We start from the raw sequence: 25112 nt of genomic DNA, 5'->3' as shown, positions 1-25112 counted from the left end.
CCTCATGAACCGGCCAGCGCTGCCATGATCGAGCTCGCCCAGGTCCGCGAACAATACAAAGCAGGGAAAGCCGCGCTGCTCGCTTCGTTGGCCGCCAGCGGCGCTTCTTCACGCGGCATTCACAGCCTGCTTCAAAAGCTGGCTCGCCACGCCGATGCAACCTTGCAGCTTCTCTGGCAGCGGGCCGACTTTCCGGCCTCTGCCTGCCTGGTGGCTGCGGGAGGATTCGGCCGCGGCGAACTGTTCCCTCATTCAGATGTGGACGTATTGCTGCTGTTGCCGGACGATGCCCACGTGGATGCCGACCCGGCCCTCAAGGCCAAGGTCGAAGGCTTTATCGGCGGTTGCTGGGATGTCGGTCTGGAAATCGGCTCGAGTGTGCGGACGGCGTCCGATTGCGTGGAAGAAGCTTCCAAGGACGTCACCGTTCAAACATCGCTGCTGGAAGCCCGCCTGATTGCCGGCTCCAAGAAGCAATTCCAGCATCTCAAACAGCAACTCGACGCCGTGCTGGACCCCCAGGCGTTTTATGTGGCCAAAACCCTCGAGATGCGCCAGCGCCACAATAAATTCGAGAACACGCCCTACTCGCTCGAACCCAACTGCAAGGAGTCCCCGGGCGGCCTGCGGGACCTGCAGGTGATCTTGTGGGTGGCGCGTGCTGCGGGCCTGGGTAAATCCTGGGACGACCTTTCCCGCAACGGACTGGCCACCCCCTTCGAGGTGCGCCAGATCAAAGCCAATGAGGCGCTTTTGAGCCTCATTCGCGCCCGCCTGCACCTGATTGCGGGCCGGCGCGAAGATCGGTTGGTATTCGATCTGCAGACCGCCGTGGCCGAATCGTTCGGTTATTCCGCCGAGGCAGACGATGGCAGCAAACTGCCGCGCCGGGCCAGCGAGGCCGTGATGAAGCGCTATTACTGGGCGGCCAAGGCTGTGACCCAGCTTAACCAGATTTTGCTGCTCAACATTGAAGAGCGCCTGAACCCGAACACCTATCCGCTCCATCCCATCAACGAGCGCTTTTACGACAAGGCCGGCATGCTCGAGGTCGCCAGCGACGACCTGTATGTACGCGAGCCGCACGCCATCCTCGAAACCTTCCTGCTCTACGAAACCACCGTGGGCATCAAGGGGCTGTCGGCGCGCACGCTGCGCGCGCTCTACAACGCCCGCGGGCTGATGAACAGCAAGTTCCGGAGCGACCCCGTCAACCGCGACACCTTCCGCCGCCTCTTGCAGCAGCCCGAAGGCATCACACATGCCATGCGGCTGATGAACCAGACTTCGGTGCTGGGCCGCTACCTCTGGATTTTCCGCAAGATCGTCGGGCAAATGCAGCACGACCTGTTCCACGTCTATACGGTGGACCAGCACATCTTGATGGTGCTGCGCAATGTGCGGCGCTTTTTCATGGCCGAGCATTCGCACGAGTACCCGATGTGCTCCCAGCTGGCAGCCGGCTGGGACAAGCCCTGGATTTTGTATATTGCCGCGCTGTTCCACGACATCGCCAAGGGCCGCGGCGGCGACCACTCGGAGCTGGGCTGCAAGGATGTGCGCGTGTTCTGCCGCCAGCACGGCATTGGCACCGAAGATTCAAAGCTCATCGAATTCCTGGTGGGCGAACATCTCAGCATGAGCCGCATCGCCCAGAAGGAAGACCTGAGCGACCCGGAAGTGATTGCAGCATTTGCCAAACGGGTGGGCAATGAGCGTTACCTGACGGCGCTGTACCTGCTGACGGTGGCCGATATCCGCGGTACCAGCCCCAAAGTCTGGAACGCCTGGAAGGGCAAACTGCTCGAAGACTTGTACCGTTACACACTGCGCGTGCTGGGCGGCCGCGCGCCGGATGCCGACGCCGAAGTGGAAGCCCGCAAGCGCGAAGCGCTGACCACGCTGGCCCTGCACGCCGAACCTTTCGAGGCGCACAAGGCGCTGTGGGACACGCTGGACGTCAGTTATTTCATGCGTCATGAAGCCGCCGACATCGCCTGGCATGCGCGGCAGCTCTCGCGCCACGTGGGCAAGGCCAAGGCGATTGTCCGGGCGCGCCGTTCGTCGGCGGGCGAAGGCATGCAGGTGCTGGTCTATACGCCTGATGCGCCCGACCTTTTTGCCCGGATCTGCGGCTACTTTGACGAAGCCGGCTTCAGCATCCTGGACGCCAAGATCCACACGGCCAAAAATGGCTATGCACTGGACACATTTCAGGTGGTCAGTCCCACGCTGGCCGACCACTACCGCGAGTTGGCGGCCATGGTGGAGGCCGAGCTGGACCGCACGATCGAGAACCCAGGCCCGCTGCCTCCCCCCAGCAAAGGCCGCGTATCACGGCGCGTCAAGAGTTTCCCGATTGCGCCGCGCGTGGACCTGCGTCCCGACGAAAAAGCCCAGCGCTGGTTGCTCAGCGTCTCGGCCAGCGACCGTGCCGGCCTCCTGTACCGCATTGCCCGCGTGCTGGCCCGGCACCGGATCAACCTTCAACTGGCCAAGGTCAGCACGCTGGGTGAGCGCGTGGAAGATACCTTCCTGATCGACGGCCCAGAGCTGCAACATAACAAGGCGCAAATCGCCATTGAGACCGAGATTCTCGAAGCGCTGGCTGTGTGACGACTCTGATGCGCATCCAGGCTTCAAGTATTAATCAACATATTTATCATATAAATCAATTTATTACGCGTTATTTTTAAAGTAAATTGTCATCAATGTTGGCGCGTGCATCGACCGTTTGAACCGTCACCAAGGTCGGACCGTTGAAAGCACTCGCCGCCTCCAGGCGCCCGATTCAGGATTTTTCCAGCAGGCTTTTCAGGAATGCCTCGGTGTTCTTGCGGTCTCCTGGCGGGATTTCGCGGCCCCGTTGATGGCGGCCCATTAACTGGATGGACTCATCCAGGCTGTCCATGGCGCCACGGCCCAATAAATGGCCTTGAACTCGGAAATCATGGCGGGATCGATCGCAAGAACCTTGAGGACCTGGCCCCGGTCGTGGGCTATGGTGTCGGCGTTGCCGACGCATCCAGAAATCTGGCTGTCCAGGTCCTTGGCGCGGCCCGTCCAGTTCAACCCCTTCAAATTCAGTTTCCAGCCATCAAGCCCTCTGCAGTCGTCACCAGACCCGCGGTGCAGGAACCGGTGCTACGCAACACGTCGGCAATGTTTCGGTGAATTTCCTGGATCAACCCGCAACGCGATCGCTATTGTTCTCAGTCGTCGGCGTCACCCAGGCCGGGAAATAGTACCTCGGTGAAGCCAAACTGCGTGAAGTCGCGAATGCGCATCGGATAGAGCTTGCCAATCAGATGGTCGCACTCGTGCTGCACCACCCGGGCATGAAAGCCGTCCACCGTTCGGTCAATCGGGTCGCCATAGGGGTCGAAACCGGTGTAACGGATGCGTGAAAAACGCGGCACCACGCCACGCAGGCCGGGCACCGACAGGCAGCCTTCCCATCCGTCTTCTTCTTCGTGCGAAAGCGGCGTGATCACCGGGTTGAGCAACACAGTGCGCGGCACCAACGGCGCGTCCGGATAACGCGGGTTGACCGCGTCGGTGCCAAAGATCACCAGCTGCAGGTCGACGCCGATCTGCGGCGCGGCCAAGCCGGCGCCGTTGACAGAACGCATGGTGTCGAACATGTCGGACACCAGCAGATGGATTTCATCGGTGTCGAATTCGGTAACGGGCGCTGCGATGCGCAGCAGGCGCGGATCGCCCATTTTGAGAATTTCGCGAATGGTCATGCGCCATTATCGAGGCGCACGACCGGTTTGGGATATGCCTTAACGCCAATGCCTGTAGCCCCGGTAATAGCCCGGCGCAGGCACCACCACGACGGGCGCAGGTTCGACATAGACGGGACGCGCTGGATAAACCGCCACTGGGCGTGGCGCTATGGGCGCCACGATGCAACCCGACACCAAAGCAGCCAGGCCGGCCACGGCCACTACGGCAGATAAACGCTTGCAGTTCATGAAAAGCTCCTGTGTGTACAGGTCTTTCCAACGCCTGACCGGGCCACTAGCCTGACATCTGGCGTGCAAACTCCGGTAACGTCATGTAAGTCGCAGGCAGATGGATACCGGGGTGCTGTCCGATCGTACTGAGGAGCCCAGCCCCCTCAGACATCACGTTGCGCTGTCGATGAGTTGATCGCCTATGGCATCTCAGCGGCATAGGGCACGCCAAAGAACCCCCTGCGCACATAGAACGTGGCGAATTTTTGATCCAGATCCGTGTGAAAGATCCGCACGTCCTGCCTTGCCTTCACGACTTTTCCTGAATTGTCGGCACCCCAGTGCGCGAGATGCAAGGTCGCCCCCCGCCTGCTCCCTGGCTGGGAAGGCACTATCCGGACAATCTGCGTGGTGACCCTGATCGCAGGGGACGAATCAAAGTGCACGTTGGCGCCTTCCACGATGGCCTGGGCGCAGCACAAGCAAACTCCGCTGAACAGCAAAGACCCCGCCGCAAGCTTGCCGATGTCACTGCCCGCCCTGCGCACCCGCTCGAGCACGGCGGAAACAATGCCGGTGAAAGCGCCGGCTACGAGACACTTGATTCCCCAGCCAGCCAGGGGCAAAAACGACCATCCGCCCAAAAATGTCGTGTAAACGGGCGTGGTGAACTTGCTGCCGAAAGCCACCGCCAGCATCACCATGCCAATGGTCAAGCCCATGTACCACTCAAAAAGCCGCTGGCGCCGCAGGCGGGCTAGGCTATCAGCGATGTCGGCGCCCGGCAAAGGCTTTTCCGCCGCCATCCTTATTCACTCGCCAGCATGGCCAGCAGGGCTGCCTCGTCAATCACTGGCACTCCCAGCGCATGCGCCTTGACCAGCTTGCTGCCGGCCTCCTCGCCCGCCACGACGTAGTCGGTCTTTTTGCTGACCGAGTCGGCCACCTTGCCGCCCGCGGCCTCGACCTTGTCCTTGGCCTCGTCGCGGCTCAAGGTGGGCAAGGTGCCCGTAATGACAAAGGTTTTGCCCGACAGTGGCTGCGGCGCCCTGGCGGCCGGCTCGCCCTCCTTCCAGGTCACGCCGCAAGCGCGCAGCTGCTCGACCACTTCGCGGTTGTGCGGCTGCTCAAAGAAGGTGCGAATGCTTCGCGCGACGATGGGGCCGACGTCGCTGACTTCCAGCAGCTGTTCCTCGGTGGCGTCCATGACGGCATCCAGCTTGCCGAAATGGCGGGCCAATTCCTTGGCAGTGGCTTCGCCTACATGGCGTATGCCCAAGCCAAACAGGAAGCGTGGCAGCGTCGTCTGCTTGGATTTTTCGAGCGCCTCCAGCAGGTTGTTGGCCGATTTTTCTGCCATGCGGTCCAGGCTGGCCAGTGCGGTCAGGCCGAGTTTGTACAGGTCAGGCAAAGTGCGGATGACGTTGGCGTCCACCAGTTGCTCGACCAGCTTGTCACCCAGGCCTTCGACTTCCACGGCGCGGCGATGCGCGTAATGCAGGATGGCCTCTTTGCGCTGGGCGCCGCAAAAAAGGCCTCCGGTACAGCGGTAGTCGGCTTCGCCTTCTTCGCGCACGGCGTCCGATCCGCAAACGGGGCATTTGCGCGGCATGGTGAACTGCGGCGCGTCCTGCACGCGTTTGTCCGGCAGCACGCTGACAACCTCCGGGATCACATCGCCCGCGCGGCGCACGATGACGGTGTCGCCCACGCGCACGTCTTTGCGGCGCGCTTCATCTTCGTTGTGCAGCGTGGCATTCGTCACCGTGACCCCGCCCACAAACACCGCTGCCAGCTTGGCCACAGGCGTCAGCTTGCCGGTGCGACCGACTTGCACTTCAATCGCCAGCACCGTGGTGAGCTGTTCTTGCGCCGGGTATTTGTGCGCCACGGCCCAGCGCGGCTCCCGCGTGACAAAGCCCATTTTTTTCTGCAGCGCCAGGCTGTTGACCTTGTAGACCACGCCATCAATGTCGTAAGGAAGGCTGTCGCGCTGCTTGCCTATGGCCTGATGAAACGCTATTAATTCAGGAGCGCCTTGCGCAAGCTGCGTCTGGGTTGCGACCGGAAAACCCCATGATTTAAGGGTCAGAAGAAGCTGAAAATGGGTATCAAACACCGGGCCGCCCTCTTCCGCCGGCGTGACCTCGCCGACGCCGTAGGCAAAAAAGCTCAGGCGCCGCCGCGCGGCCAGCGCCGGATCCAGTTGACGCACGCCGCCAGCCGCCGCATTGCGCGGATTGACGAAGGTTTTCTCACCCTTGGCGCCTTGTGCGATCTTCTCGCGCTGCTTTTCATTGAGTGCCTCGAAGTCAGCACGGCGCATGTAGACCTCACCCCGCACTTCCATGACCGGCGGAGCGTCGGCGGGCAAGCGAAGTGGGATTTGGTTGATGGTCCGGATGTTTTGCGTCACGTCTTCACCGACTTCGCCGTCGCCGCGCGTAGCAGCCTGCACCAGAATGCCGTTTTCATAGCGCAAGCTCATGGCCAGGCCGTCGAATTTCAGTTCGGCCACGTATTCAACCGGCGGTTCGGACTCGGCCAGGCCGAGCTCCTTGCGCACACGGGTGTCAAAATTTTGCGCGCCGGTGGCTTCGGTGTCGGTTTCGGTGCGAATGCTGAGCATGGGCACCTTGTGACGCACGCTCGCGAACTGGTCGAGCGGCTTGCCGCCCACGCGCTGGGTTGGTGAATCCGCTGTCTGCAGTTCGGGATGAGCGACCTCAAGCGCCTGCAACTCTTTGAACAGCTTGTCGTATTCACTGTCGGGAATCGTCGGCTCATCAAGCACGTAGTAGCGGTGCGCGTGCAGATGCAGCTCGGCGCGTAACGCCGCGACACGCGCTGCAACGGAGGTCGGTTGCAGCGAGGGGTCGGACTGCGCAAACAGGTCTTTGGTGGCCATGGAAAAAATCAGAAGCGGGCGGCAGGCCCCGGGGAATTCAGGAAAAAAGGCGCCGGCCCAGCACAGACCCCGCCGACAAATCACGGCTGTCCAGCGTGTCGTAAAGCTGTTCCAGATCGGCGTGGATGACTTCCATCGCCTCGGGTCGGATCAGGTTGCCGTTGTCGTCGATGATCACGCCGTCCATGTTGGCGGCCAGGGACAGCGCGGCTTCGCACATGCGTGCGAACGGCTTTTCGGTACGCGAAACCTGCGGCACGTCGAGTGACAGGGTCAGTTCGCGTAGCGCCGTTTGCTCCGGGTCTTCCGCCATGGCGGCCTGCGTGTCGAAGGCCAGGCCAAGAATGGGCGCCTGACCCGATTGGCTGGCTGGCAACACCATGCGCCCGGGGATGGAGCCGGCGACAAACCCCAGCCGCGCCGCACTTTGCTGCACGTAGCCAGGGCTCCACGCGGTATTGACGGCGCGCAGGGTAAAGCTGAGCTGCGCATCGTGGCCGCTGGCAAACTGGTCGAGTTCACGGGCTCGCGCCACTTCATCCAGCATTTCCGGAAACTCCGGCTCGCCACCCACCGCGTCGGCAAACGCCTGCGCTTTCATCACGAATTCAGAGTATTCGATCTGGTTGAGCGCACCGGTGCGGTTGGCCAGCTGCACGCCGCACTGAAAAGCGCTGTAGCGATGCCCGGCTGTAGGAAATTCCCATTCACCGGTAATGCCGCTCAAGCCTTCCACGCCAAACGGCTTGCTGCCAGCCCGGCGTGTGCTGGGCATGGCCGCCAGCGCAGCCTCGCCGGACACCATCGAGTCGACCGCTACGGGCGCCATAGCGTCAATCAAAATGTCAAGGCCCGGCTTCCTGTCGGGTGTGGTCATGGAGGTCAGCGACGCGAGCGACGCCAGGCCTGAATCGACATCGAAGCTGGGTTCCTGCCGCTCACCCGCGTTGTCACCGGCACCGAGGGGCGCGGGGACTTCCGCGACCGGAACGGCTTCTGGCGTGGCTTGCTTGGGCAGGCTTCTGCGTGAGGACCAGGTGCTGTGAGCTACAACGCCGGCCAATACCAGGCCGCCCACCACCGCCAAACTGATTTGCAAGGTACTCATCGGATAGTTTTGAATCACGCTGCTTCGGCGAAACCGATGGCGGCTTCCATGTCCACCGCCACGATGCGCGAAACGCCCTGCTCCTGCATGGTCACGCCGATCAGTTGTTCGGCCATCTCCATGGCGATCTTGTTGTGGCTGATGAACAGGAACTGCGTTTCCTTGCTCATGGAGCGCACCAGCTTGGCGTAGCGCTCGGTATTGGCGTCGTCCAGCGGCGCGTCGACCTCATCGAGCAGGCAGAACGGCGCGGGGTTGAGCTGGAAGATGGCAAACACCAGCGCGATGGCCGTAAGCGCTTTTTCCCCGCCGGACAGAAGGTGAATGGTCTGGTTCTTCTTGCCAGGCGGCTGGGCGATCACCTGCACGCCGGCGTCGAGGATTTCCTCGCCCGTCATCATCAGCTTGGCGTTACCGCCGCCGAAGAGCTCTGGGAACATGCGGCCGAAATGGCCGTTGACGGTTTCAAACGTGCTGGAGAGCAGGTCGCGCGTTTCGATGTCGATCTTCTTGATCGCATCTTCCAGCGTGGTCATGGCTTCGTTCAGGTCGGCCGATTGCGCATCCAGGAACTGCTTGCGTTCGCGCGCCGTGCTCAGCTCGTCCAGCGCGGCCAGATTGACAGCGCCCAGCGACTGGATTTCGCGGTTGATGCGGTCGATCTCGCCTTGCAGGCCGGTCAGGCGCACATTGCCGGACTGGATGGATTGCTCCACCGCGGCGAGATCGGCCTGCGCGTCGGCCAGCAATTGCGCATATTGCTCAAAGCCCAGGCGGGCTGCCTGCTCTTTCAGCTGGAACTCGGTGATGCGCTGGCGCAGTGGGTCAAGCTCGCGCTCAAGCTGCAGGCGCCGCTCGTCGCTGGCGCGCAGCTTGTTGGTCAGGTCATCGTACTGGCTGCGCTTGGCGCCCAGGTCGGCCTCGCGCTCCAGCTTCACGCTCAGCGCGCTTTGCAGGCCGGCCTGCGCGGCGGCGTCCGTCAGGCGCGTGAGTTCTTCGCGGGCTTGCGCTTCTTCGCTGGCGATGGAGCTGGCTTGCTGGGCGGCAATGTCGATGGAGCGGGTCAGCTCTTCGCGGCGGGACGCCAGGCTGCGCAATGCAAACGTGGCTTCCTGCGCTTGCCGTTCGAGTGTGCGTTGCTGCTCACGTGATTCGCCCAGCTTGCGTTCGGTTTCAATCACGCGGTCATCCAGCTGGGCATGGCGCTCCTGGCTGTCAGCCAGCTGCATGTCGAGCTCTTCAAATCGGCCTTCGGCCGTGATCTTGCGCTCCTGCAGCTCGCCGAGCTGGGCTTCAATTTCGCCCATGTCGGCCTGAATCTGCTCGCTACGCGCGCGCGTCTGCTCGGCCAGCTGCGTGAGCCGCAGCACTTCGACCTGCAACTCATGGGTGCGACTCTGGCCTTCGGCGGTCTCGCGGCGCGCTGTGGCCAGGCGCTGGGCGGCATCGGCGTAAGCGGCTTCGGCGCGTATCAGCGCGGAGCGGGCCTCTTCACTGATCAGGGCCTGGGCCTTGAGCTGCTTGTCGAGGTTTTCGATCTCCTGGGCGCGGGCCAGCAAGCCGGCCTGCTCGGAATCCTGGGCGTAAAAACTCACGCTGTGGTGCGTGACGGCATGGCCGCTTTGCACGTAAATCACTTCGCCGGCCTGCAGCTTGTCGCGTGCGGCCAGGGCGTCGTCCAGGTCCTGGGCCGTGTAGCAGCCCTGCAGCCAGTCGCCCAGCAACGCGGATTGGCCGGCGTCGTTCAGGCGCAGCAGCTCAGTCAAGGGCTTGAGGCTGATCGCGACATTGGTGCGCGCGGGGGCAGCCGCGCTCGGCGGTGAATAGAACGAGAGCTTGGCCGGCGGCGTATCGCGCCCGTCGGTGCCTGCAAAGCCGCGCACCATGTCCAGCCGGCTGACTTCGAGCGCCCCCAGGCGCTCGCGCAGCGCGGCTTCGAGCGCGTTTTCCCAGCCCTGCTCGATGTGGATACGGCTCCACAGGCCTTGCAGGCCGTCCAGGCCGTGCTTGGCCAGCCAGGGCTTGAGCTTGCCGTCGGTCTTGACCTTTTCCTGCAGGGCCTTGAGCGCTTCCATGCGCGCCGACAAATCGGCCCGTTTGGCGGATTCGGTGTTGACGGTGTGCTGCAGCGTGCGGCGCTCTTCATCGAGCTGCGGCACGCTGTCGGTTAATTCGTGCAGGCGGGCTTCAGCGAGTTCCTGCGCTTCCTGCGCGCTGGTGAATTGCGTTGTGAGGTTGGCAAGGCGTGCTTCGTCGGGCGCATTCAGTGCGTTACGGTCTGCCGTGAGTTTTTCAAGGCGCAGATTCAGCGTGCGCGACTGCTCTTCGATGTTGCGCTGGTCGGCGGCCAGCACCTGGATTTGCTGCTGCACCTGGCCCACGCTGGCGCGTTGCTCGTTGGCCTTGGCCTGGGCCTGGCGCAGTGCGTCTTCCAGCGCCGGCAACTGCGTCTGGTGCTCTTCCGTCTGCGCAGCCAGCAGCTCGGCTTTTTCTTCGGCTTCGATGGCTTGTGCGGCCAGGTTTTCCGTCTCAACAGCGGCGTCTTCCTTGCGGTTGGCCCATTGAGCGGTTTGTTCCTTGAGCTGGGCCAGGCGTTGCTCGACACGCTGACGGCCGTCGACCACAAAGCGGATCTCGGCTTCGAGGCGGCCAACTTCGGCGCTGGCCTCATAAAGCTTGCCCTGCGCTTGGTTGACCTGGTCGCCGGCTGAGTAATGCGCCTGGCGAATGGTTTCAAGGTCGGCCTCGATATGGCGTAAGTCGGCTACGCGGCTTTCCAGGTCGTTCACGGCTTTTTCAGCGTCGGCCTTGACCTTGGACTGGTCGGCTTCGCTTTCGGCACGCTTCAAGAACCACAGCTGGTGCTGCTTCAGGCTGGCGTCGGCATGCAGCGCGTTGTAGCGCGTGGCCACCTCGGCCTGCTTTTCAAGCCGGTCCAGGTTGGCATTGAGTTCGCGAAGGATGTCTTCGACACGGGTCAGGTTTTCGCGCGTGTCCGACAGGCGGTTGGCCGTCTCGCGGCGGCGCTCTTTGTACTTGGAAACACCGGCGGCTTCTTCGAGAAAGAGACGCAGCTCTTCGGGCTTGGATTCGATGATGCGGCTGATGGTGCCCTGGCCGATGATGGCGTAGGCGCGCGGGCCCAGGCCCGTGCCCAGGAACACGTCCTGCACGTCGCGGCGGCGCACCGGCTGGTTATTGATGTAGTAGCTGGAGGTGCCGTCACGCGTCAGCACGCGCTTGACGGCGATTTCAACAAACTGGCCCCATTGGCCGCCCGCGCGGTGGTCGGCGTTGTCAAACACCAGCTCGACGCTGGAGCGGCTGGCGGGCTTGCGCGTGGTGGTGCCGTTGAAGATGACGTCCTGCATGGACTCGCCGCGCAGTTCGGAGGCCTTGCTTTCGCCCAGTACCCAGCGCACTGCGTCCATGATGTTGGACTTGCCGCAACCGTTGGGGCCCACCACCCCCACCAGTTGGCCGGGCAAGACGAAATTGGTGGGTTCCGCGAAAGACTTGAAACCTGATAGCTTGATCGAATTGAGACGCACGGCTGTCCCTGTTTTTTTGAGCCTAACTCGTTGATTTTTATAGCGTTACGGCAAAACGCTGGCACACACCGCGTACCACTTTCGTTAGCGCACGGCCCGTCATGTTACCCGAGCAGGACATCGTTTTTGCAGGGAAAAAGCCCCTTTAGCGCTTGGCGGTGAAACACTTTGCTTCGCGCCGCAGCGGCCTGACCGGAGATTTCTGCCCCGCGCTGCTCAAAAATGGCTCTGGGACAAGCGAAATTCAGATGAAATCAGCGCCCAGCCCAATAAGGACGTGCGCGACCAGCTATAAATTTCATAGCATTCGGGGTCAGCCTCCGCAAGTGCCGACCCAAGCCAGCGGAGGGGCCGCAGGGCAAGGCTGGATAATCCCCGCTATGAATCCCCTGCTTTCACGCCTTCAGCCCTACCCTTTTGAGCGGCTGCGCCAACTGCACGCCGATGTCAGACCCAACCCCGCCTGCAAACCCATCAGCCTGGGCATTGGCGAACCTCGCCACGCCACGCCGCAACTGGTCAAAGACGCCCTGACGGCCAGCCTGGGAGGTTTGGCCAGTTATCCCGGTACCCTGGGTGAGCCCACATTGCGCCAGGCCATGGCCGACTGGCTGGCCCGGCGTTATGGCCTGAAGCTCGACCCGGCCACGCAGATCCTGCCGGTGAACGGCTCGCGCGAGGCCTTGTTTTCATTGGCGCAAACCGTCCTGAATGCCAGCAAGCCGGGTGCCACTGTGGTCTGCCCGAACCCGTTTTATCAAATCTACGAGGGTGCGGCCCTGCTGGCCGGCGCCCAGACCTGGTTTGCCCCGAGCGACCCGGCGCGCAACTTTGGCGTCGACTGGGCCGGTGTGCCCGAGGCCGTCTGGGCCAAAACCCAGCTGGTGTTTGTCTGCTCGCCCGGCAACCCGACCGGAGCCGTGATGTCCTTGCCCGAATGGAAACTGTTGTTCGAGCTCAGCGACCGTTACGGCTTTGTGATTGCTTCGGACGAGTGCTATAGCGAGATTTACTTCCGCGACGAAGCGCCTCTGGGCGGCTTGCAGGCGGCCGCACAGCTGGGCCGGCATGATTTCAAGAACCTGATTTCACTCACCAGCCTCTCAAAACGCAGCAATGTACCTGGCCTGCGCAGCGGCTTCGTGGCCGGTGATGCGGCGCTGATCAAGCCCTTTTTGCTCTACCGCACCTACCATGGCAGCGCCATGAGCCCCATCGTGCAGGCAGCCAGCGTGGCCGCCTGGAATGATGAGCAGCACGTGATGGACAACCGCGCCATGTACCGCGAGAAATTCGCCAAAGTCACCCCCATGCTGTCGGCTGTGATGGACGTTGCTTTGCCTGACGCCGGCTTCTATCTATGGGCCGCAATTCCCGAAGTCTTCAAGGGCTCGGACACCGCGTTTTCACGCGAGCTGCTCGCTCTTTACAATGTCGTGGTGTTGCCGGGCAGTTACCTGGCACGCGATGCGCAGGGGCACAACCCCGGCGCCGGCAGAATCCGCATGGCGCTGGTGGCAGAAACTGCCGAATGCGTAGAGGCCGCAGAGCGCATCGTCCAGTTCATCCAATCCAAAGTTCACTGAAAAACCATTCTCATGACTCAAGACAACCTGCAAGCACTTCAGCAAACCATTGACGCCGCCTGGGAAGACCGCGCCAAGCTGTCGCCCAAGGCGGCGCCCAAGGACATCCTGGAGGCGGTGGAGCAAACGATTTCGCAGCTGAACAATGGCTCCCTGCGCGTGGCCACCCGTGAAAGCGTGGGCGTGTGGACGACGCACCAGTGGATCAAAAAAGCTGTGCTGCTGAGCTTTCGCCTGAAGGACAACGAACTCATGCGCGCTGGCGACCTGGGCTTTTTCGACAAGGTTAAAACCAAGTTTGCACACCTGAGCGAAGCCGAAATGCGTGAAACCGGCGTGCGCGTGGTACCGCCGGCCGTGGCGCGCCGCGGCAGCTTCATTGCCAAGGGCGCGATCCTGATGCCCAGCTACGTCAACATCGGCGCCTGGGTTGGCGAAGGCACCATGGTCGACACCTGGGCTACCGTGGGCAGCTGTGCGCAGGTCGGCAACAACGTGCACCTTTCAGGTGGCGTGGGCCTGGGCGGCGTGCTGGAGCCTTTGCAGGCCAACCCCACCATCATTGAAGACAACTGCTTTATCGGCGCACGCTCCGAAGTAGTCGAAGGCGTGATCGTCGAGGAAAACTCGGTGATCTCGATGGGCGTCTACATCGGCCAGAGCACGCCGATTTACGACCGTGAAGCCGACACCGTGTCCTATGGCCGCATCCCTGCGGGTTCCGTTGTGGTGTCGGGCAACTTGCCTAAAGCCGGCGGCAAGTACAGCATGTACTGCGCGGTGATCGTCAAGCGGGTGGATGCGAAAACACGCTCCACCACCAGCCTGAACGACCTGCTCCGCGATTGAATATATGGCCCCCACGCTCCTCGCTTCGCGTAGTACGCTGCCCCCCGAGGGGGCTGGCCTTGCTTGGGGCGGCCCGGCGCTGCGGCCGTGGTCACCAGTGGTGAGGGTTTTGTGCAATTTCTATAAAGAGGGTGGTGGACTATGAGCACGATGGAAAGAATCCTGCGTTTGATGGTGGAAAAAAAAGCGTCGGACGTTTACCTGTCGGCCCACTCCCCTGCCCTGATCAAAATCAATGGCCAGGCCATTCCCATCAATGCGCAGATCCTGCCGCCTGATGCACCGCGCAACCTGCTGGCTGAGGTGCTGCCGCCCGAGCGTATCGAAGAGATGGAGGAAATTGGCGAGCTCAACATGGCGCTTCCCATTGCCGGGCTCGGCAACTTTCGTATCAGCGGCTTCAAGCAGCGCAGCACCTATGCCGCGGTGATCCGCTACATCCCCAGTGAAATCCCTCCACTGGCCAGCCTGAATGTGCCGCCCATCCTGGCCGACCTGATCATGGAAAAACGCGGCTTGCTGCTGATGGTGGGCTCCACCGGCGCCGGCAAAAGCACCACGCTGGCCTCCATGATCGACCACCGCAATGAGTCGACGCTGGGCCACATCCTCACGATTGAAGACCCGGTCGAATTTTTGTTTACCAACAAGAAATCGGTGGTCAACCAGCGCGAAGTCGGTAGCGACACGCAGTCGCTGCAAGTGGCACTGAAGAATGCACTGCGCCAGGCGCCCGACGTCATCCTGATCGGTGAAATCCGCGACCGTGAAACCATGTCAGCCGCCATTGCCTATGCGCAGTCGGGCCATTTGTGCCTGGCCACCATGCACGCCAACAACAGCTACCAGGCGCTGAACCGGATTTTGAGCTTCTACCCGGTCGAAGTACGCAGCACCATGCTGGGCGACCTCGGTGCCGCGCTCAGGGCCATCGTGTCGCAGCGCCTGCTGCGCACGCAAGATGGCGGCCGGACCCCTGCGGTCGAGGTCATGCTCAACACCAAGCTGATTTCCGAGCTGATTGAAAAAGGCGACTTCTCGGGCGTCAAGGAAGCGATGGAAAAATCCATGGCCGAAGGCTCGCAGACGTTTGAGCAGGACATCGCCAAACTGATCGTGGACGGCACCGTCACGCGCAAGGAAGGCGTTCTGTACGCCGACTCGCCCACCAACCTGATGTGGCGGCTGGAAAACGACTTTGCCGTCAAGGCCAAGGCGTTGGAACCGGAAGAGGATCCGGATGACGAACCGTCCTTCACCGAAATCACGCTGGACGTGAAACACTAAACACGGCCGCGCTCGTTTTCGGGCCGACTTGAACCCGATTGAACGACATGTCCCGAACCCTGCTTCTCGCCGAACAGCTCATTTCCCGCCCTTCCGTCACGCCTGACGACGCCGACTGCCAGGCCATGCTGATCGCGCGGCTGGCGCCTTTGGGATTTCAGTGCGAGACCATCGTCAGCGGCCCTGAAGACTTCCGGGTCACCAATCTATGGGCCAAGCGAGAGGGGAAATTCAAGGGTTTTAGGCCTGCAGCCCAGGCAGAACAAGCGCAAGCAGCTCCTGAATTAATAGCAGATGGCGGTGACGCCTCAGCGGCTCCAGTACAGGCCAAGACGCTGGTCTTCGCCGGCCATACCGATGTGGTGCCCACCGGCCCGCTCGACCAGTGGCACAGCCACCCCTTCACCCCCAGCCACCGCGACGGAAAAATGTACGGGCGCGGCACCGCCGACATGAAAACGTCGATCGCGGCCATGGTGGTGGCGGTAGAAGAATTCCTGGCAGTCCACCCCGATCCGGCCTTGTCGATTGCCTTTCTGGTCACCAGCGACGAGGAGGGACCGGCTGTGGACGGTACGGTCCTTGTCTGCGAGCAACTCAAGGCGCGCGGCGAGGTTCTGGACTACTGCATCGTGGGCGAACCGACCTCGGTCGACAAGCTCGGCGACATGATCAAGAACGGCCGCCGCGGCACCATGAGCGGCAAGCTCACCGTCAAGGGCGTGCAGGGTCATATCGCCTATCCGCACCTGGCCAAAAACCCGATTCACCTGTTTGCACCGGCACTGGCTGAACTGGTGGCCACCCAATGGGACAAAGGCAATGACTTCTTCCCGGCCACCAGCTGGCAGGTCTCCAACATCCACGGCGGTACCGGCGCTTCCAATGTCATTCCCGGTGAGCTGATGGTGGACTTCAATTTCCGCTTCTGTACCGAATCGACCCCCGAAAGTCTGCAGCAGCGGCTACAGGCGGTGCTTAGCCGGCACCAGCTCGAATACGACCTGAAGTGGACCTTGGGCGGCCTTCCCTTTCTGACCACCCCGGGCACACTGGTCGATGCGGTGCGCGGTGCCATCCAGGCCGAAACCGGTCTCAAAACCGAGCTGTCCACCACCGGCGGCACCAGTGACGGCCGTTTCATCGCCAAGATCTGCCCGCAAGTCATTGAGTTCGGCCCCATCAACGCCACCATTCACAAGATCAACGAGCACGTCCTGGTGAACTCGCTCGATCCGCTCAAAAACATCTACAAAGGTGTTCTGGAACGGCTGGCGGCCGCATGACGAACCCGGCCCCTCCCGAAATCCCTGCCGCACCCCTGACGGTGCTAGCGCTGGTCGAGCAGATGGCGGCCCGGCTGGAAGCTGCGGGCCTGAGTTTTTCCGACGGCTTCGGGCAAGGCACCACCAATGCGTTTGATGAGGCCGCCTGGCTTGTGCTCTGGAAGCTCGGTTTGCGGCTGGACGACCTCGATTCAGTAGAGAATCGGCCTGTAACCCAAGAGGAACGGGCGCAAGCAGCTATGCTTTTGGAAGCACGCATCAGCACCCGAAAGCCGGCTGCCTACCTCACCAATGAAGCCTGGCTGATGGGTGTGCCCTTTTATGTGGACGAGCGCGTGATTATCCCCCGCTCCCTGATTGCCGAGCTGCTGGCCGACGCGAGCATAGACCCGTGGCTGGGCGAGCACACCCACCGCGTGCTCGACCTCTGCACCGGCAATGGCAGCCTGGCCGTGCTGGCAGCCATGACCTACCCGGACGTGACCGTCGAGGCCGTCGACATCAGTCTGGATGCACTGGAAGTGGCCCGGATCAATGTGGACCGCCACCAGCTGGACGGCCGGATCACGCTGGTGGAGTCTGACGGTCTGGCTGCTTGTGCCGGCCTTTATGACCTGATTTTGTGCAATCCGCCCTATGTCAATGCCGCCAGCATGGCGGCCCTTCCCGCCGAGTTCAGGGCGGAGCCGGCAATGGCACTGGACGGTAATCACCTGGGCGGCACAGATGGCATGGACTTCATTCGAGTCCTTTTTAAGCGAGTGGCCAGCCATATGAGCGAAAATGCTGTGCTGGTGCTGGAAATCGGCAATGAACGCGAGAATTTTGAGCGTGCCTTCCCGACGCTTAAACCCTTGTGGTTCGAAACCAGCTCCGGCGCTGACCAGGTCTTGCTGCTGACGCGCGAACAACTGGCCTGAGCCGACGCGTTGTCCGCGTCCTGAATGGCCGGCGCGATGCTTGCATGGCAAGCGGTGCGTCGCCCTCGCCGCCTCCCGAATATCTTTCTTAAGTTTGATTCAATGATTACCCTCAAAAACGTCGTGCTGCGCCGCGGCGCCAAAGTGATTCTGGACAGTGCGTCCGTCACCCTCAACCCCGGTGAGAACGTCGGCCTGGTGGGGCGCAACGGCGCGGGCAAGTCCTCGCTGTTCGCGATGCTCAATGGCACGCTGCATGAAGACGGGGGCGAGTTTTACATCCCCGCGCAGTGGCGCATGGCGCAAGTGGCGCAGGACATGCCCGAAACCGAGCAAAGCGCCACCGACTACGTCATCGAAGGCGATGTGGTGCTGATGGCCGCGCAGGCCGAGGTGGCCGCTGCTGAAGCCAGTGGCGACGGCGACCGCATGGCGCACGCCTACATGGAGCTGTATGACTCCGGCGCGCATGACTCGCAGGCGCGCGCACAGGCTTTGATCCTGGGCTTGGGCTTCAAGGTCAGCGAACTCGACAACCCGGTCAACAGCTTTTCCGGCGGCTGGCGCATGCGGCTGCAGCTGGCGCGCGCGCTGATGTGCCCTTCTGATCTGCTGCTGCTTGACGAACCCACCAATCACCTGGACCTGGACGCGCTGGTCTGGCTGGAAGCCTGGCTCAAGCGCTACCAGGGCACCATGCTGGTCATCAGCCATGACCGCGAATTTTTGGATGCGGTGACCGACGTGACGGTGCACATCGAAAGCGCCAAGCTGACCCGCTACGGCGGCAACTACAGCAAGTTCGAGGACTTGCGCTCCGAGCAGATGGCGCTGCAGCAAACCGCTTTCAGCAAGCAGCAAGACAAGATTGCCCACCTGCAGAAGTTCATTGCCCGCTTCAAGGCAAAGGCCAGCAAGGCCAAACAGGCGCAAAGCCGTGTCAAGGCCCTGGACCGCATGGAGAAGATCGCGCCGTTGCTGGCCGAAGCCGATTTCACCTTCGAGTTCAAGGAACCGGCCAACCTGCCCAATCCCATGCTGTCGATGCAGAACGCCTACTTTGGCTACCCGCCACTAGAAGGCTCTCCCGACGGCACGCCGCCCACAGTGATCGTGCGAAACGTCAGTAAATCAGTACTGGCCGGTCAGCGCATCGGCATCCTGGGAGCCAATGGCCAGGGCAAATCCACGCTGGTGAAAACCGTGGCACGCGCGCTCACACCTATCGAAGGAGAAATGATTGAGGGTAAAGGGCTGAACATCGGTTACTTCGCCCAACAGGAGCTCGACGTGCTGCGCCCGGCCGACAACCCGCTGGAGCACATGATCCGCCTGGTCAAGGAAGTGACCGCCGCCGGCAAGATGGGCAGCCAGCCCACGCGCGAGCAGGACCTGCGCAGCTTTCTGGGCAACTTCAACTTCGGCGGCGACATGGTCAAGCAGGCCGTGGGCAGCATGAGCGGCGGCGAAAAAGCCCGCCTGGTGCTGTGCATGATCGTCTGGCAGCGTCCCAATCTGCTGCTTCTTGACGAGCCAACCAATCACCTGGACCTGGCCACGCGTGAAGCCTTGTCGATGGCGCTCAATGAGTTTGAAGGCACCGTCATGCTGGTGAGCCATGACCGTGCGCTGCTGCGCGCTGTCTGCGACGAATTCTGGATGGTGTCGCAAGGCGGCGTCGCGCCCTTTGACGGCGATCTGGACGATTACCAGAAATACCTGCTGGACCACGCCAAGCGCCAGCGAGAAGAAGCCAAAAAAGCCGGCGGCGCGGCGCCAGCCCCTGCCGTCAAGACCGCTGCGGTTGAAGAGAAAAAAACCGTACCGCGCGACACTCCCGAGCAACGCAAGCTTGACGCGCAGCGCCGCCAGCAACAGTCCGAAGCCACCAAACCGTTGCGCAAGGAAATCGAGAAAATCGACCTGCGCATGAAGGCGCTCACCGCCGAGCGCGACAGCCTTCAGGCCCTGCTGACCACCACCACCACAGCATCGACGGAAATTGCACAGACCGGCAAGCGCCTCAAGGCCATTGAAGGCGAAATAGACATGCTGGAAGAACGGTGGCTTGAGCTGACCGAGCAAATCGACACCGCCGCGGTGTAGAGTGACGTGAAACCCTGCCTGCACCTGCCCGCGGGGCTACCATCTTGAAAGGGCTTGACCGATGCCTACCGCTTTGCACATGGCCGCAGACAACGCGGCACTTGAAGCCGCCGTCAAACGCAGCCGAAAACTGCTGAACAAGCGTGCCATGGTGGCGGCCGCAGCCAGCGCCGTGCCGGTGCCCGGCCTGGACTGGATGGTGGACGCAGCCATGCTGTCAAAACTGATTCCCGAGATCAACAAGGAATTCGGCCTCACGCCTCAGCAGCTGGACCGGCTTGAACCCAAGAAGCGCGACCAGGTTCAGAAGGCCGTCACGATGGTGGGCTCAGTGCTCATCGGCAAGTTCATCAGCCGCGATCTGGTCATCAAGGCGGCAACCAAGATCGGCGTGCGCCTTACCACCAAGCAGGTGGCCAAGTATGTGCCTTTGGCAGGCCAAATCGTCTCGGCCGCTGTCGGCTATGCGGCCATCCGCTACTTCGGCGAGGAGCACATGAAGGATTGCATCCGGGTGGCGAAGCAGGCAGAACTCGATGTCCCGAGGCTGGATTACGCGGCCTGATTCAGAACAGCCACAACGCCTGCGTCGGAAATGCGGGGCTCTGCATTTTGGCGTCCACAAAAACAAAAGGACTTGACCTTTCGGCCAAGTCCTTTTGAAGCTTGGTGGGTTCTGACAGATTCGAACTGTCGACCTACGGATTAAGAGTCCGCTGCTCTACCAACTGAGCTAAGAACCCGGAAATTCTGGTGGGACCAGCGGGGGTCGAACCCACGACAAACGGATTAAAAGTCCGCTGCTCTACCAACTGAGCTATGGTCCCAGGTTGTATTTCTCAATACATCCCTGTTTTACTGCTTTGAGGGCAGCAAAGCCTTGAATTATAGCGTGGTTTTTTACCTCGCCACAAACCTCAAGCAGCAATTTTGTCGAGGGCCCAGCCAGCTGCACACAAACCGAATGTCGAGGTTACGCTCACAACCGATCCATAACCGTGGCAGTTCAGGCTGCCGTCACCCTGTGCATCCCCACCGGGCTGCAACACAGGTTCTCGGCTGAAAACGCAGGCGACGCCAATCCTGCCCTTGCGTGCCGCACCGTGCTCTTTACGCAACCGGTAACGCAGCTGTGCCAGCAAGGGATCATGCGTGACCAGCGCAAGGTCGTCGATGTCAACCCGATGCGCGAGTCGCTTGCCGCCGGCAGCGCCCACGCTAACCAGATTCACTTTATTGGCGACGGCCCACGCGGCCATGGTTGTTTTGGCTTTTACCTGGTCACACGCATCGATTACCGTGACCTGCCTGAAGTTGAAATCGTTCTCGAAGCCAAGAACGCCAGGCCAGTTGGTTGCATCGACAAATTCCTCGATACAGTCCACGCGGCACTCCGGATGTATTTGTGCGATGCGTTCCTTCATGGCTTGCACCTTGGCTTGTCCCACGGTGCTGTCGAGCGCATGAACTTGCCGGTTGATGTTGGACTCGGCAATGTGGTCAAGATCCACCAGCGTCAATCGGGCCACACCACTGCGCGCGGCGGCCTCGGCGGCCCACGAACCCACGCCGCCCAAACCGACCACCACAATGTGCGCCCGGCGAATCCGCTGTGCACCCGCAGCACCATACAGCCGCACAAGGCCGCCAAAACGGCGATCCAGATCAGCCGGAAGGTCTTTTGCAATGAAGGTCATGATCAACGAAAGCCGTCTGCTTCAGGCCGCACGCTCAAGTCGCCAGATCTGGTACTTCAGCCCGGCCACGCAGCCCGCCAGAATGGCTGCCACGGCAACAAAGCTGGTGGCACTCAAAGTCGAGATGCCGGAAAGTCCCTGCCCAATGGTGCAGCCCATCGCACATACGCCGCCTATGCCCATCAGCGTGGCCCCCACCAGGTGATTGGCAGTGTCCTCAGCGTCACGAAAACCTTCCCAGCGGAAGTTGCGTGAGAGCACCGCATAGACGGCCGAGCCGGCCACCACACCAAACACTGACACGATGCCGAGCGTGAGGACCTTGCTCTTGTCACTGAAAAACATGAGCCAGTCCACGGTATAGGCCACGGGTGAGACAAAACTCAATGCCTCGGCCCTGCCTGAGTTGGTGGCGAGAAAAGCTTCCTGCAAGGTTTCAGGGTGCTCGGCCACATAGCCCAGCCTTCCACTGACCCACCACATGGCCGCTACAACAGCGCCTATGCCCAGGCCGGCAAGCAGGTTGTCAAAGCGCCGAAAATCCTCTCCAAACAATGCCCAGACAATAAGGCCCAGACCGATCAATACAGCCAGGCCAATTCCGGCGGCTGCAGGTGAAATACCGACAGCACCGGCAACCCAGTTCGGCAAAGTAGCGTTGACTGCGAAGTCCACAGCCACCTTGTCCACTGTCGCCACGCGAACCACGGCGGTGATGCCTTTGAGCGTTGCAAATGCAGCGATACCCATCACGGCGAACACCACCACCGATTTGAGGCTGCCCCCCCCGATGCGGACCAGTGTTTTGCTGCCGCAGCCAGAAGCCAGCACCATTCCAAAGCCGAACATTGCCCCTCCGACCAGCGCGGAGAGCCAGATAAACCGGTTGGAGGCGTACAAGGTTTTGCCGGGATCAATGACTCCGGCTGCGGCCATGGTGAAAAAACCGATCATGGCGACGCCGATCGCCATGCCCCACATGCGCATGCGGGTCCAGTCGCCCATGTTCACGATGTCGCTGACGGCGCCCATGGTGCAGAAATGCGTACGCTGGGCAATTGCCCCAAAAATCATGGCAAGAATAAAACCGGCCCAGAGAACCTGGGCCGTGAGACTGTTGAGTGCGGAGATGTCCATTGCCCAATTTTAGTTGGGAATAGAGGCTTGGCTTCGACGGGTATGGGTCGCAGACCCATACCCGTCGAAACCTTTACTTCAGCTTGGCAAGCCGTTCCTTGGCCACCGAGGCCGCCTCAGCCTGGGGATAGGCTTTGACAAGATCCTCCAGCGTCTTGCGGGCTGATTTGGGGTCCTTGAGTTCAACCTGGCAATTGGCCAATGACAAAAGCGCTTCCGGTGCGCGTAAATGGTCGGGCTCGGCTGCCACCAGCGAGCGGAAATTCGTCACTGCGTCCCGGTAATTGCGAAGCGCGTACTGCGCGTTGCCCAACCAGAAGAGGGCCGAGGTCCTGTAGCCGGTTTGCGGGTAGCGCTTCAGGAACGTGACAAAGCTGGTCTGCGCGGCCGCGAAGTCACCTTTGCGCAGCGTCGCCAGCGCGGATTCGAACTCCTGCTTTTCAGCGGGGTCGGCCACAAACTCCTTGCCGTCTACCGATACCTTGCCGGGTTCGAATTTGCGCAGGCGTTCATCGACGCCCTGGGTCAGATCTTTCTGGGTGCGCTGCATTTCGGTGACGCTGCGCGTAAGGTTTTCGTTTTGCCCCCGCAGATTGGCGAGTTCGTTGCGCAATGCCTCGATCTGGTTGGACAGATCAAGCACACTGCGGCGCAACTGCGCATTGTCTTCAGTGCTTTTTCGCACGTCGTCGCCCATCTTCAGCTGCGACGCATCCACCTTCTGTCGCAAATCGAGTATGGCCCTGCGCGCCTCATCGTCTTCAAACAGGCCCGCGTTTGCCTGAAGCGCCACCATGCAGACCGCGGCCACTGCGGCATACCGAAACATATTCACGGTTCGAGCCTGCTCAGCGGTAGTTGAGTTCAGCGCGGCGATTCTTCGCCATGGACTCTTCGTCAGAGCCCGCAGCCGCCGGTTTTTCCTTGCCGAAACTCACAGCTTCCACCTGCGCGTCGGCAACACCCAGCAACCCCAACGCGCGGCGAACGGCTTCAGCGCGTTTTTGGCCCAATGCCAGGTTGTATTCACGGCCGCCGCGCTCGTCGGTATGCCCTTCAATGGCCATTTTGCGGCTTTTGTTGGCGGTCAGGTATTTGGCGTGGGACTCGATGGCGCCCTGGAACTCCGGCTTGACCACATAGCTGTCAAAGTCGAAATAAATAACCTTGGTTGTGTTGGCTGGACCCGCAAGGGATGCATCATTTCCCTGAATTTCCACTGGAGCCACGCCCCTGCCGGTCGCCCCCGTCGTGTCATTTTTTGAGGTCGATGCGGTGCGGTCTTCGACCGGCACATCGTTAAGCTTGACATTGGAGCCACACGCAGCCAACGTGGCGGCGAGTATCACGGACGAAAGAAGGGATGAAAGAACACGCTTCATGAGGTACCTCTACAAAGAAAAAATATGATCTGAATTAAAAAAATCGCTATCGTTGGAACGGGCCCCAGTCCGGTTCACGGATATCGCCACTCGCACCGGAGAGCCTGGCTTTGATCTTGCCGTCCAGCGTCGTTGTCATCAGGGCTTCCCTGCCCTGCTGCTGCGTCGCGTACACAATCAATCGGCTGTTGGGCGCAAAACTCGGACTCTCGTCGGCCGAAGTATCGGTGATCGAGGTGACCGTTCCGCTGGCGAGTTCCATGAGGTGCAGCTTGAACGCACCACCCACGCGGGAAATGTAGGCGAGCCAGCGCCCATCCGGACTGACCGCCGGGGATATGTTGTAGCTACCAGTGAATGTCACCCGGTCGGGGTTGCCACCGCCAGGACTCATCCGGTAAATCTGCGGCGCACCTCCGCGGTCACTGACGAAGTAGATGAATCGACCATCTGGCGAATATGCCGGCTCGGTATCAATACTGGAAGACTGGGTCAGTCTTCGGGGCTCCCCTCCATTCAAGCCCACGGCATACAACTGCGAACCGCCGTCACGGCTGAGTGTTGCGACTAGCTGCTTGCCATCCGGAGACCACGCGGGTGCACTGTTCGAGCCCCGGAAATTGGCGAGCAGGCGCCGCTTGCCGGTTGCTACATCATGCGAATAAATGACGGGCTTGCGTGACTCAAACGACACATAAGCCAGTTGAGAGCCATTCGGCGACCAGGACGGCGAAATAATGGGCTCGGGACTGGTCAGCGCGGATTGGGCGCCTTCGCCATCCGAATCCGCGACCCAGAGGTTGTACTTTTGCGCGGCCTTGGTGACGTAGGCAATCCGCGTAGAAAAAACGCCTTTTTCGCCGGTGAGCTTTTCATACACAAAATCTGAAATGCGATGCGCGGACAGCCGCAGGTCGGCTGCCCCTACCGTGTAGCTCTGGCCACCGAGATCCTGGCCCCGCACGATGTCCCACAGGCGAAGACGAACGTCGAAACGGCCGTCCGCCAGCGGAGAAACGCTGCCAGTGACCATCGAATCAGCGCCTTTTTGCCGCCAGGCCACCAGATCCGGGCGCGTATTTTCATCCGCAATGATCCCGGTGGTATCGACTGAACGAAACATTCCGCTGCGCTCAAGATCAGCCCGAACTATGGCGCCAATTTTTTGGGGTGCCTGGGCCTCTCCGCGAAACGCCGCGATGGCGATGGGTAGCTGGGTCAAGCCAACGCCTGAAACCTCAACGCGAAATTGCGCCAGCACTGGCAATGTGGATGCGGCCAGCAGCGCAGCAACGGCCGTACGACGGCGAATAAAAGGTGTGATGCTCATTTT

General features: G+C 61.2%; 20 protein-coding genes and 2 tRNA genes. 8 read left to right on the top strand and 14 right to left on the bottom strand.

Features of this window, described 5'->3' with window-relative positions; translation table 11 throughout:
* Window positions 1-24: 24 nt before the first annotated feature.
* Entirely contained in the window at window positions 25-2616 is a 2592-nt protein-coding gene (locus ABI546_RS03975) for a [protein-PII] uridylyltransferase (RefSeq protein ID WP_348044336.1), read from the top strand.
* Window positions 2617-2880: 264 nt separating this feature from the next.
* Here the strand turns inward: ABI546_RS03975 and ABI546_RS03970 are convergent, their stop codons facing one another.
* The 7 genes from ABI546_RS03970 to smc form a co-directional block, all read right to left on the bottom strand.
* Window positions 2881-3081, bottom strand: a complete 201-nt coding sequence (locus ABI546_RS03970) for a hypothetical protein (protein ID WP_348044334.1) — start codon at window positions 3079-3081, stop codon at window positions 2881-2883.
* A 131-nt stretch (window positions 3082-3212) separates the two neighbouring features.
* Window positions 3213-3749 carry a peptide deformylase gene (def, locus tag ABI546_RS03965; protein ID WP_348044332.1) on the bottom strand — a complete coding sequence of 179 codons (537 nt, stop codon included), beginning with the start codon at window positions 3747-3749 and terminating at the stop codon, window positions 3213-3215.
* A gap of 39 nt (window positions 3750-3788) precedes the next feature.
* The gene (locus tag ABI546_RS03960) at window positions 3789-3980 is read right to left on the bottom strand and encodes a hypothetical protein (protein ID WP_348044330.1); all 192 of its coding nucleotides are present in this window, start codon (window positions 3978-3980) and stop codon (window positions 3789-3791) included.
* Between the two features lie 182 nt (window positions 3981-4162).
* A complete protein-coding gene (locus tag ABI546_RS03955; protein WP_348044328.1) occupies window positions 4163-4666 on the bottom strand; it encodes a hypothetical protein in 504 nt (167 codons plus the stop codon).
* A gap of 104 nt (window positions 4667-4770) precedes the next feature.
* Window positions 4771-6870 carry an NAD-dependent DNA ligase LigA gene (gene ligA, locus ABI546_RS03950; protein WP_348044326.1) on the bottom strand — a complete coding sequence of 700 codons (2100 nt, stop codon included), beginning with the start codon at window positions 6868-6870 and terminating at the stop codon, window positions 4771-4773.
* A 37-nt stretch (window positions 6871-6907) separates the two neighbouring features.
* Window positions 6908-7978 (bottom strand): cell division protein ZipA C-terminal FtsZ-binding domain-containing protein, encoded by a 1071-nt coding sequence (locus ABI546_RS03945; RefSeq protein ID WP_348044324.1) that lies wholly within the window; start codon window positions 7976-7978, stop codon window positions 6908-6910.
* A gap of 14 nt (window positions 7979-7992) precedes the next feature.
* Window positions 7993-11529, bottom strand: a complete 3537-nt coding sequence (gene smc / locus ABI546_RS03940; protein ID WP_348044322.1) for a chromosome segregation protein SMC — start codon at window positions 11527-11529, stop codon at window positions 7993-7995.
* A gap of 380 nt (window positions 11530-11909) precedes the next feature.
* Here smc and dapC point away from each other — a divergent pair, with 380 nt between their 5' ends.
* The 7 genes from dapC (at window position 11910) to ABI546_RS03905 (ending at window position 20128) form a co-directional block, all read left to right on the top strand.
* Entirely contained in the window at window positions 11910-13115 is a 1206-nt protein-coding gene (dapC, locus tag ABI546_RS03935; protein WP_348044320.1) for a succinyldiaminopimelate transaminase, read from the top strand.
* Window positions 13116-13127: 12 nt separating this feature from the next.
* Window positions 13128-13964 carry a 2,3,4,5-tetrahydropyridine-2,6-dicarboxylate N-succinyltransferase gene (gene dapD / locus ABI546_RS03930; RefSeq protein ID WP_348044318.1) on the top strand — a complete coding sequence of 279 codons (837 nt, stop codon included), beginning with the start codon at window positions 13128-13130 and terminating at the stop codon, window positions 13962-13964.
* A 141-nt stretch (window positions 13965-14105) separates the two neighbouring features.
* A complete protein-coding gene (locus tag ABI546_RS03925; RefSeq protein WP_348044316.1) occupies window positions 14106-15251 on the top strand; it encodes a PilT/PilU family type 4a pilus ATPase in 1146 nt (381 codons plus the stop codon).
* A gap of 47 nt (window positions 15252-15298) precedes the next feature.
* Window positions 15299-16537 carry a succinyl-diaminopimelate desuccinylase gene (gene dapE / locus ABI546_RS03920; RefSeq protein ID WP_348044314.1) on the top strand — a complete coding sequence of 413 codons (1239 nt, stop codon included), beginning with the start codon at window positions 15299-15301 and terminating at the stop codon, window positions 16535-16537.
* Window positions 16534-17457, top strand: a complete 924-nt coding sequence (gene prmB, locus ABI546_RS03915) for a 50S ribosomal protein L3 N(5)-glutamine methyltransferase (RefSeq protein WP_348044312.1) — start codon at window positions 16534-16536, stop codon at window positions 17455-17457. Before dapE ends, prmB begins: the two co-directional genes overlap by 4 nt.
* A gap of 102 nt (window positions 17458-17559) precedes the next feature.
* Window positions 17560-19563, top strand: a complete 2004-nt coding sequence (locus ABI546_RS03910) for an ATP-binding cassette domain-containing protein (RefSeq protein ID WP_348044310.1) — start codon at window positions 17560-17562, stop codon at window positions 19561-19563.
* A 61-nt stretch (window positions 19564-19624) separates the two neighbouring features.
* Window positions 19625-20128 (top strand): hypothetical protein, encoded by a 504-nt coding sequence (locus ABI546_RS03905; RefSeq protein WP_348044308.1) that lies wholly within the window; start codon window positions 19625-19627, stop codon window positions 20126-20128.
* A 102-nt stretch (window positions 20129-20230) separates the two neighbouring features.
* On the opposite strand, the gene ABI546_RS03900 is transcribed toward ABI546_RS03905, so the two are convergent.
* The 7 genes from ABI546_RS03900 to tolB all read right to left on the bottom strand — a co-directional run bounded on the left by ABI546_RS03900 (window position 20231) and on the right by tolB (window position 25109).
* A tRNA-Lys gene (locus tag ABI546_RS03900) sits at window positions 20231-20306 on the bottom strand.
* 8 nt (window positions 20307-20314) lie between these two features.
* Window positions 20315-20390: transfer RNA gene (locus tag ABI546_RS03895), tRNA-Lys, on the bottom strand.
* A 90-nt stretch (window positions 20391-20480) separates the two neighbouring features.
* Complete coding sequence (locus tag ABI546_RS03890) at window positions 20481-21260, bottom strand: tRNA threonylcarbamoyladenosine dehydratase (RefSeq protein WP_348044306.1); 780 nt, start codon at window positions 21258-21260, stop codon at window positions 20481-20483.
* A gap of 21 nt (window positions 21261-21281) precedes the next feature.
* Window positions 21282-22397, bottom strand: a complete 1116-nt coding sequence (locus tag ABI546_RS03885) for a YeeE/YedE family protein (protein WP_348044304.1) — start codon at window positions 22395-22397, stop codon at window positions 21282-21284.
* Window positions 22398-22470: 73 nt separating this feature from the next.
* Window positions 22471-23226, bottom strand: coding sequence for a tol-pal system protein YbgF (gene ybgF / locus ABI546_RS03880; RefSeq protein WP_348044453.1), 756 nt, complete (start codon window positions 23224-23226; stop codon window positions 22471-22473).
* A 19-nt stretch (window positions 23227-23245) separates the two neighbouring features.
* A complete protein-coding gene (gene pal, locus ABI546_RS03875; protein WP_348044302.1) occupies window positions 23246-23779 on the bottom strand; it encodes a peptidoglycan-associated lipoprotein Pal in 534 nt (177 codons plus the stop codon).
* Window positions 23780-23825: 46 nt separating this feature from the next.
* Window positions 23826-25109 (bottom strand): Tol-Pal system beta propeller repeat protein TolB, encoded by a 1284-nt coding sequence (gene tolB / locus ABI546_RS03870; protein ID WP_348044300.1) that lies wholly within the window; start codon window positions 25107-25109, stop codon window positions 23826-23828.
* Window positions 25110-25112 lie beyond the last annotated feature (3 nt).

Origin of the sequence: Polaromonas sp., from assembly GCF_039932935.1 — a bacterium.
GTDB lineage: Bacteria > Pseudomonadota > Gammaproteobacteria > Burkholderiales > Burkholderiaceae_C > Polaromonas.
This window is presented reverse-complemented; position numbering and strand designations above follow the sequence as displayed.

Bases quoted from the DNA above. Each gene is read 5' to 3' on its own strand.
- ABI546_RS03975 (WP_348044336.1), top strand. From the start codon at position 25: ATGATCGAGCTCGCCCAGGTCCGCGAACAATACAAAGCAGGGAAAGCC.
- def (WP_348044332.1), bottom strand. From the start codon at position 3,749: ATGACCATTCGCGAAATTCTCAAAATGGGCGATCCGCGCCTGCTGCGC.
- ABI546_RS03960 (WP_348044330.1), bottom strand. From the start codon at position 3,980: ATGAACTGCAAGCGTTTATCTGCCGTAGTGGCCGTGGCCGGCCTGGCT.
- ABI546_RS03955 (WP_348044328.1), bottom strand. From the start codon at position 4,666: ATGGTGATGCTGGCGGTGGCTTTCGGCAGCAAGTTCACCACGCCCGTT.
- ligA (WP_348044326.1), bottom strand. From the start codon at position 6,870: ATGGCCACCAAAGACCTGTTTGCGCAGTCCGACCCCTCGCTGCAACCG.
- ABI546_RS03945 (WP_348044324.1), bottom strand. From the start codon at position 7,978: ATGAGTACCTTGCAAATCAGTTTGGCGGTGGTGGGCGGCCTGGTATTG.
- dapC (WP_348044320.1), top strand. From the start codon at position 11,910: ATGAATCCCCTGCTTTCACGCCTTCAGCCCTACCCTTTTGAGCGGCTG.
- dapD (WP_348044318.1), top strand. From the start codon at position 13,128: ATGACTCAAGACAACCTGCAAGCACTTCAGCAAACCATTGACGCCGCC.
- ABI546_RS03925 (WP_348044316.1), top strand. From the start codon at position 14,106: ATGAGCACGATGGAAAGAATCCTGCGTTTGATGGTGGAAAAAAAAGCG.
- dapE (WP_348044314.1), top strand. From the start codon at position 15,299: ATGTCCCGAACCCTGCTTCTCGCCGAACAGCTCATTTCCCGCCCTTCC.
- prmB (WP_348044312.1), top strand. From the start codon at position 16,534: ATGACGAACCCGGCCCCTCCCGAAATCCCTGCCGCACCCCTGACGGTG.
- ABI546_RS03910 (WP_348044310.1), top strand. From the start codon at position 17,560: ATGATTACCCTCAAAAACGTCGTGCTGCGCCGCGGCGCCAAAGTGATT.
- ABI546_RS03905 (WP_348044308.1), top strand. From the start codon at position 19,625: ATGCCTACCGCTTTGCACATGGCCGCAGACAACGCGGCACTTGAAGCC.
- ABI546_RS03890 (WP_348044306.1), bottom strand. From the start codon at position 21,260: ATGACCTTCATTGCAAAAGACCTTCCGGCTGATCTGGATCGCCGTTTT.
- ABI546_RS03885 (WP_348044304.1), bottom strand. From the start codon at position 22,397: ATGGACATCTCCGCACTCAACAGTCTCACGGCCCAGGTTCTCTGGGCC.
- ybgF (WP_348044453.1), bottom strand. From the start codon at position 23,226: ATGTTTCGGTATGCCGCAGTGGCCGCGGTCTGCATGGTGGCGCTTCAG.
- pal (WP_348044302.1), bottom strand. From the start codon at position 23,779: ATGAAGCGTGTTCTTTCATCCCTTCTTTCGTCCGTGATACTCGCCGCC.
- tolB (WP_348044300.1), bottom strand. From the start codon at position 25,109: ATGAGCATCACACCTTTTATTCGCCGTCGTACGGCCGTTGCTGCGCTG.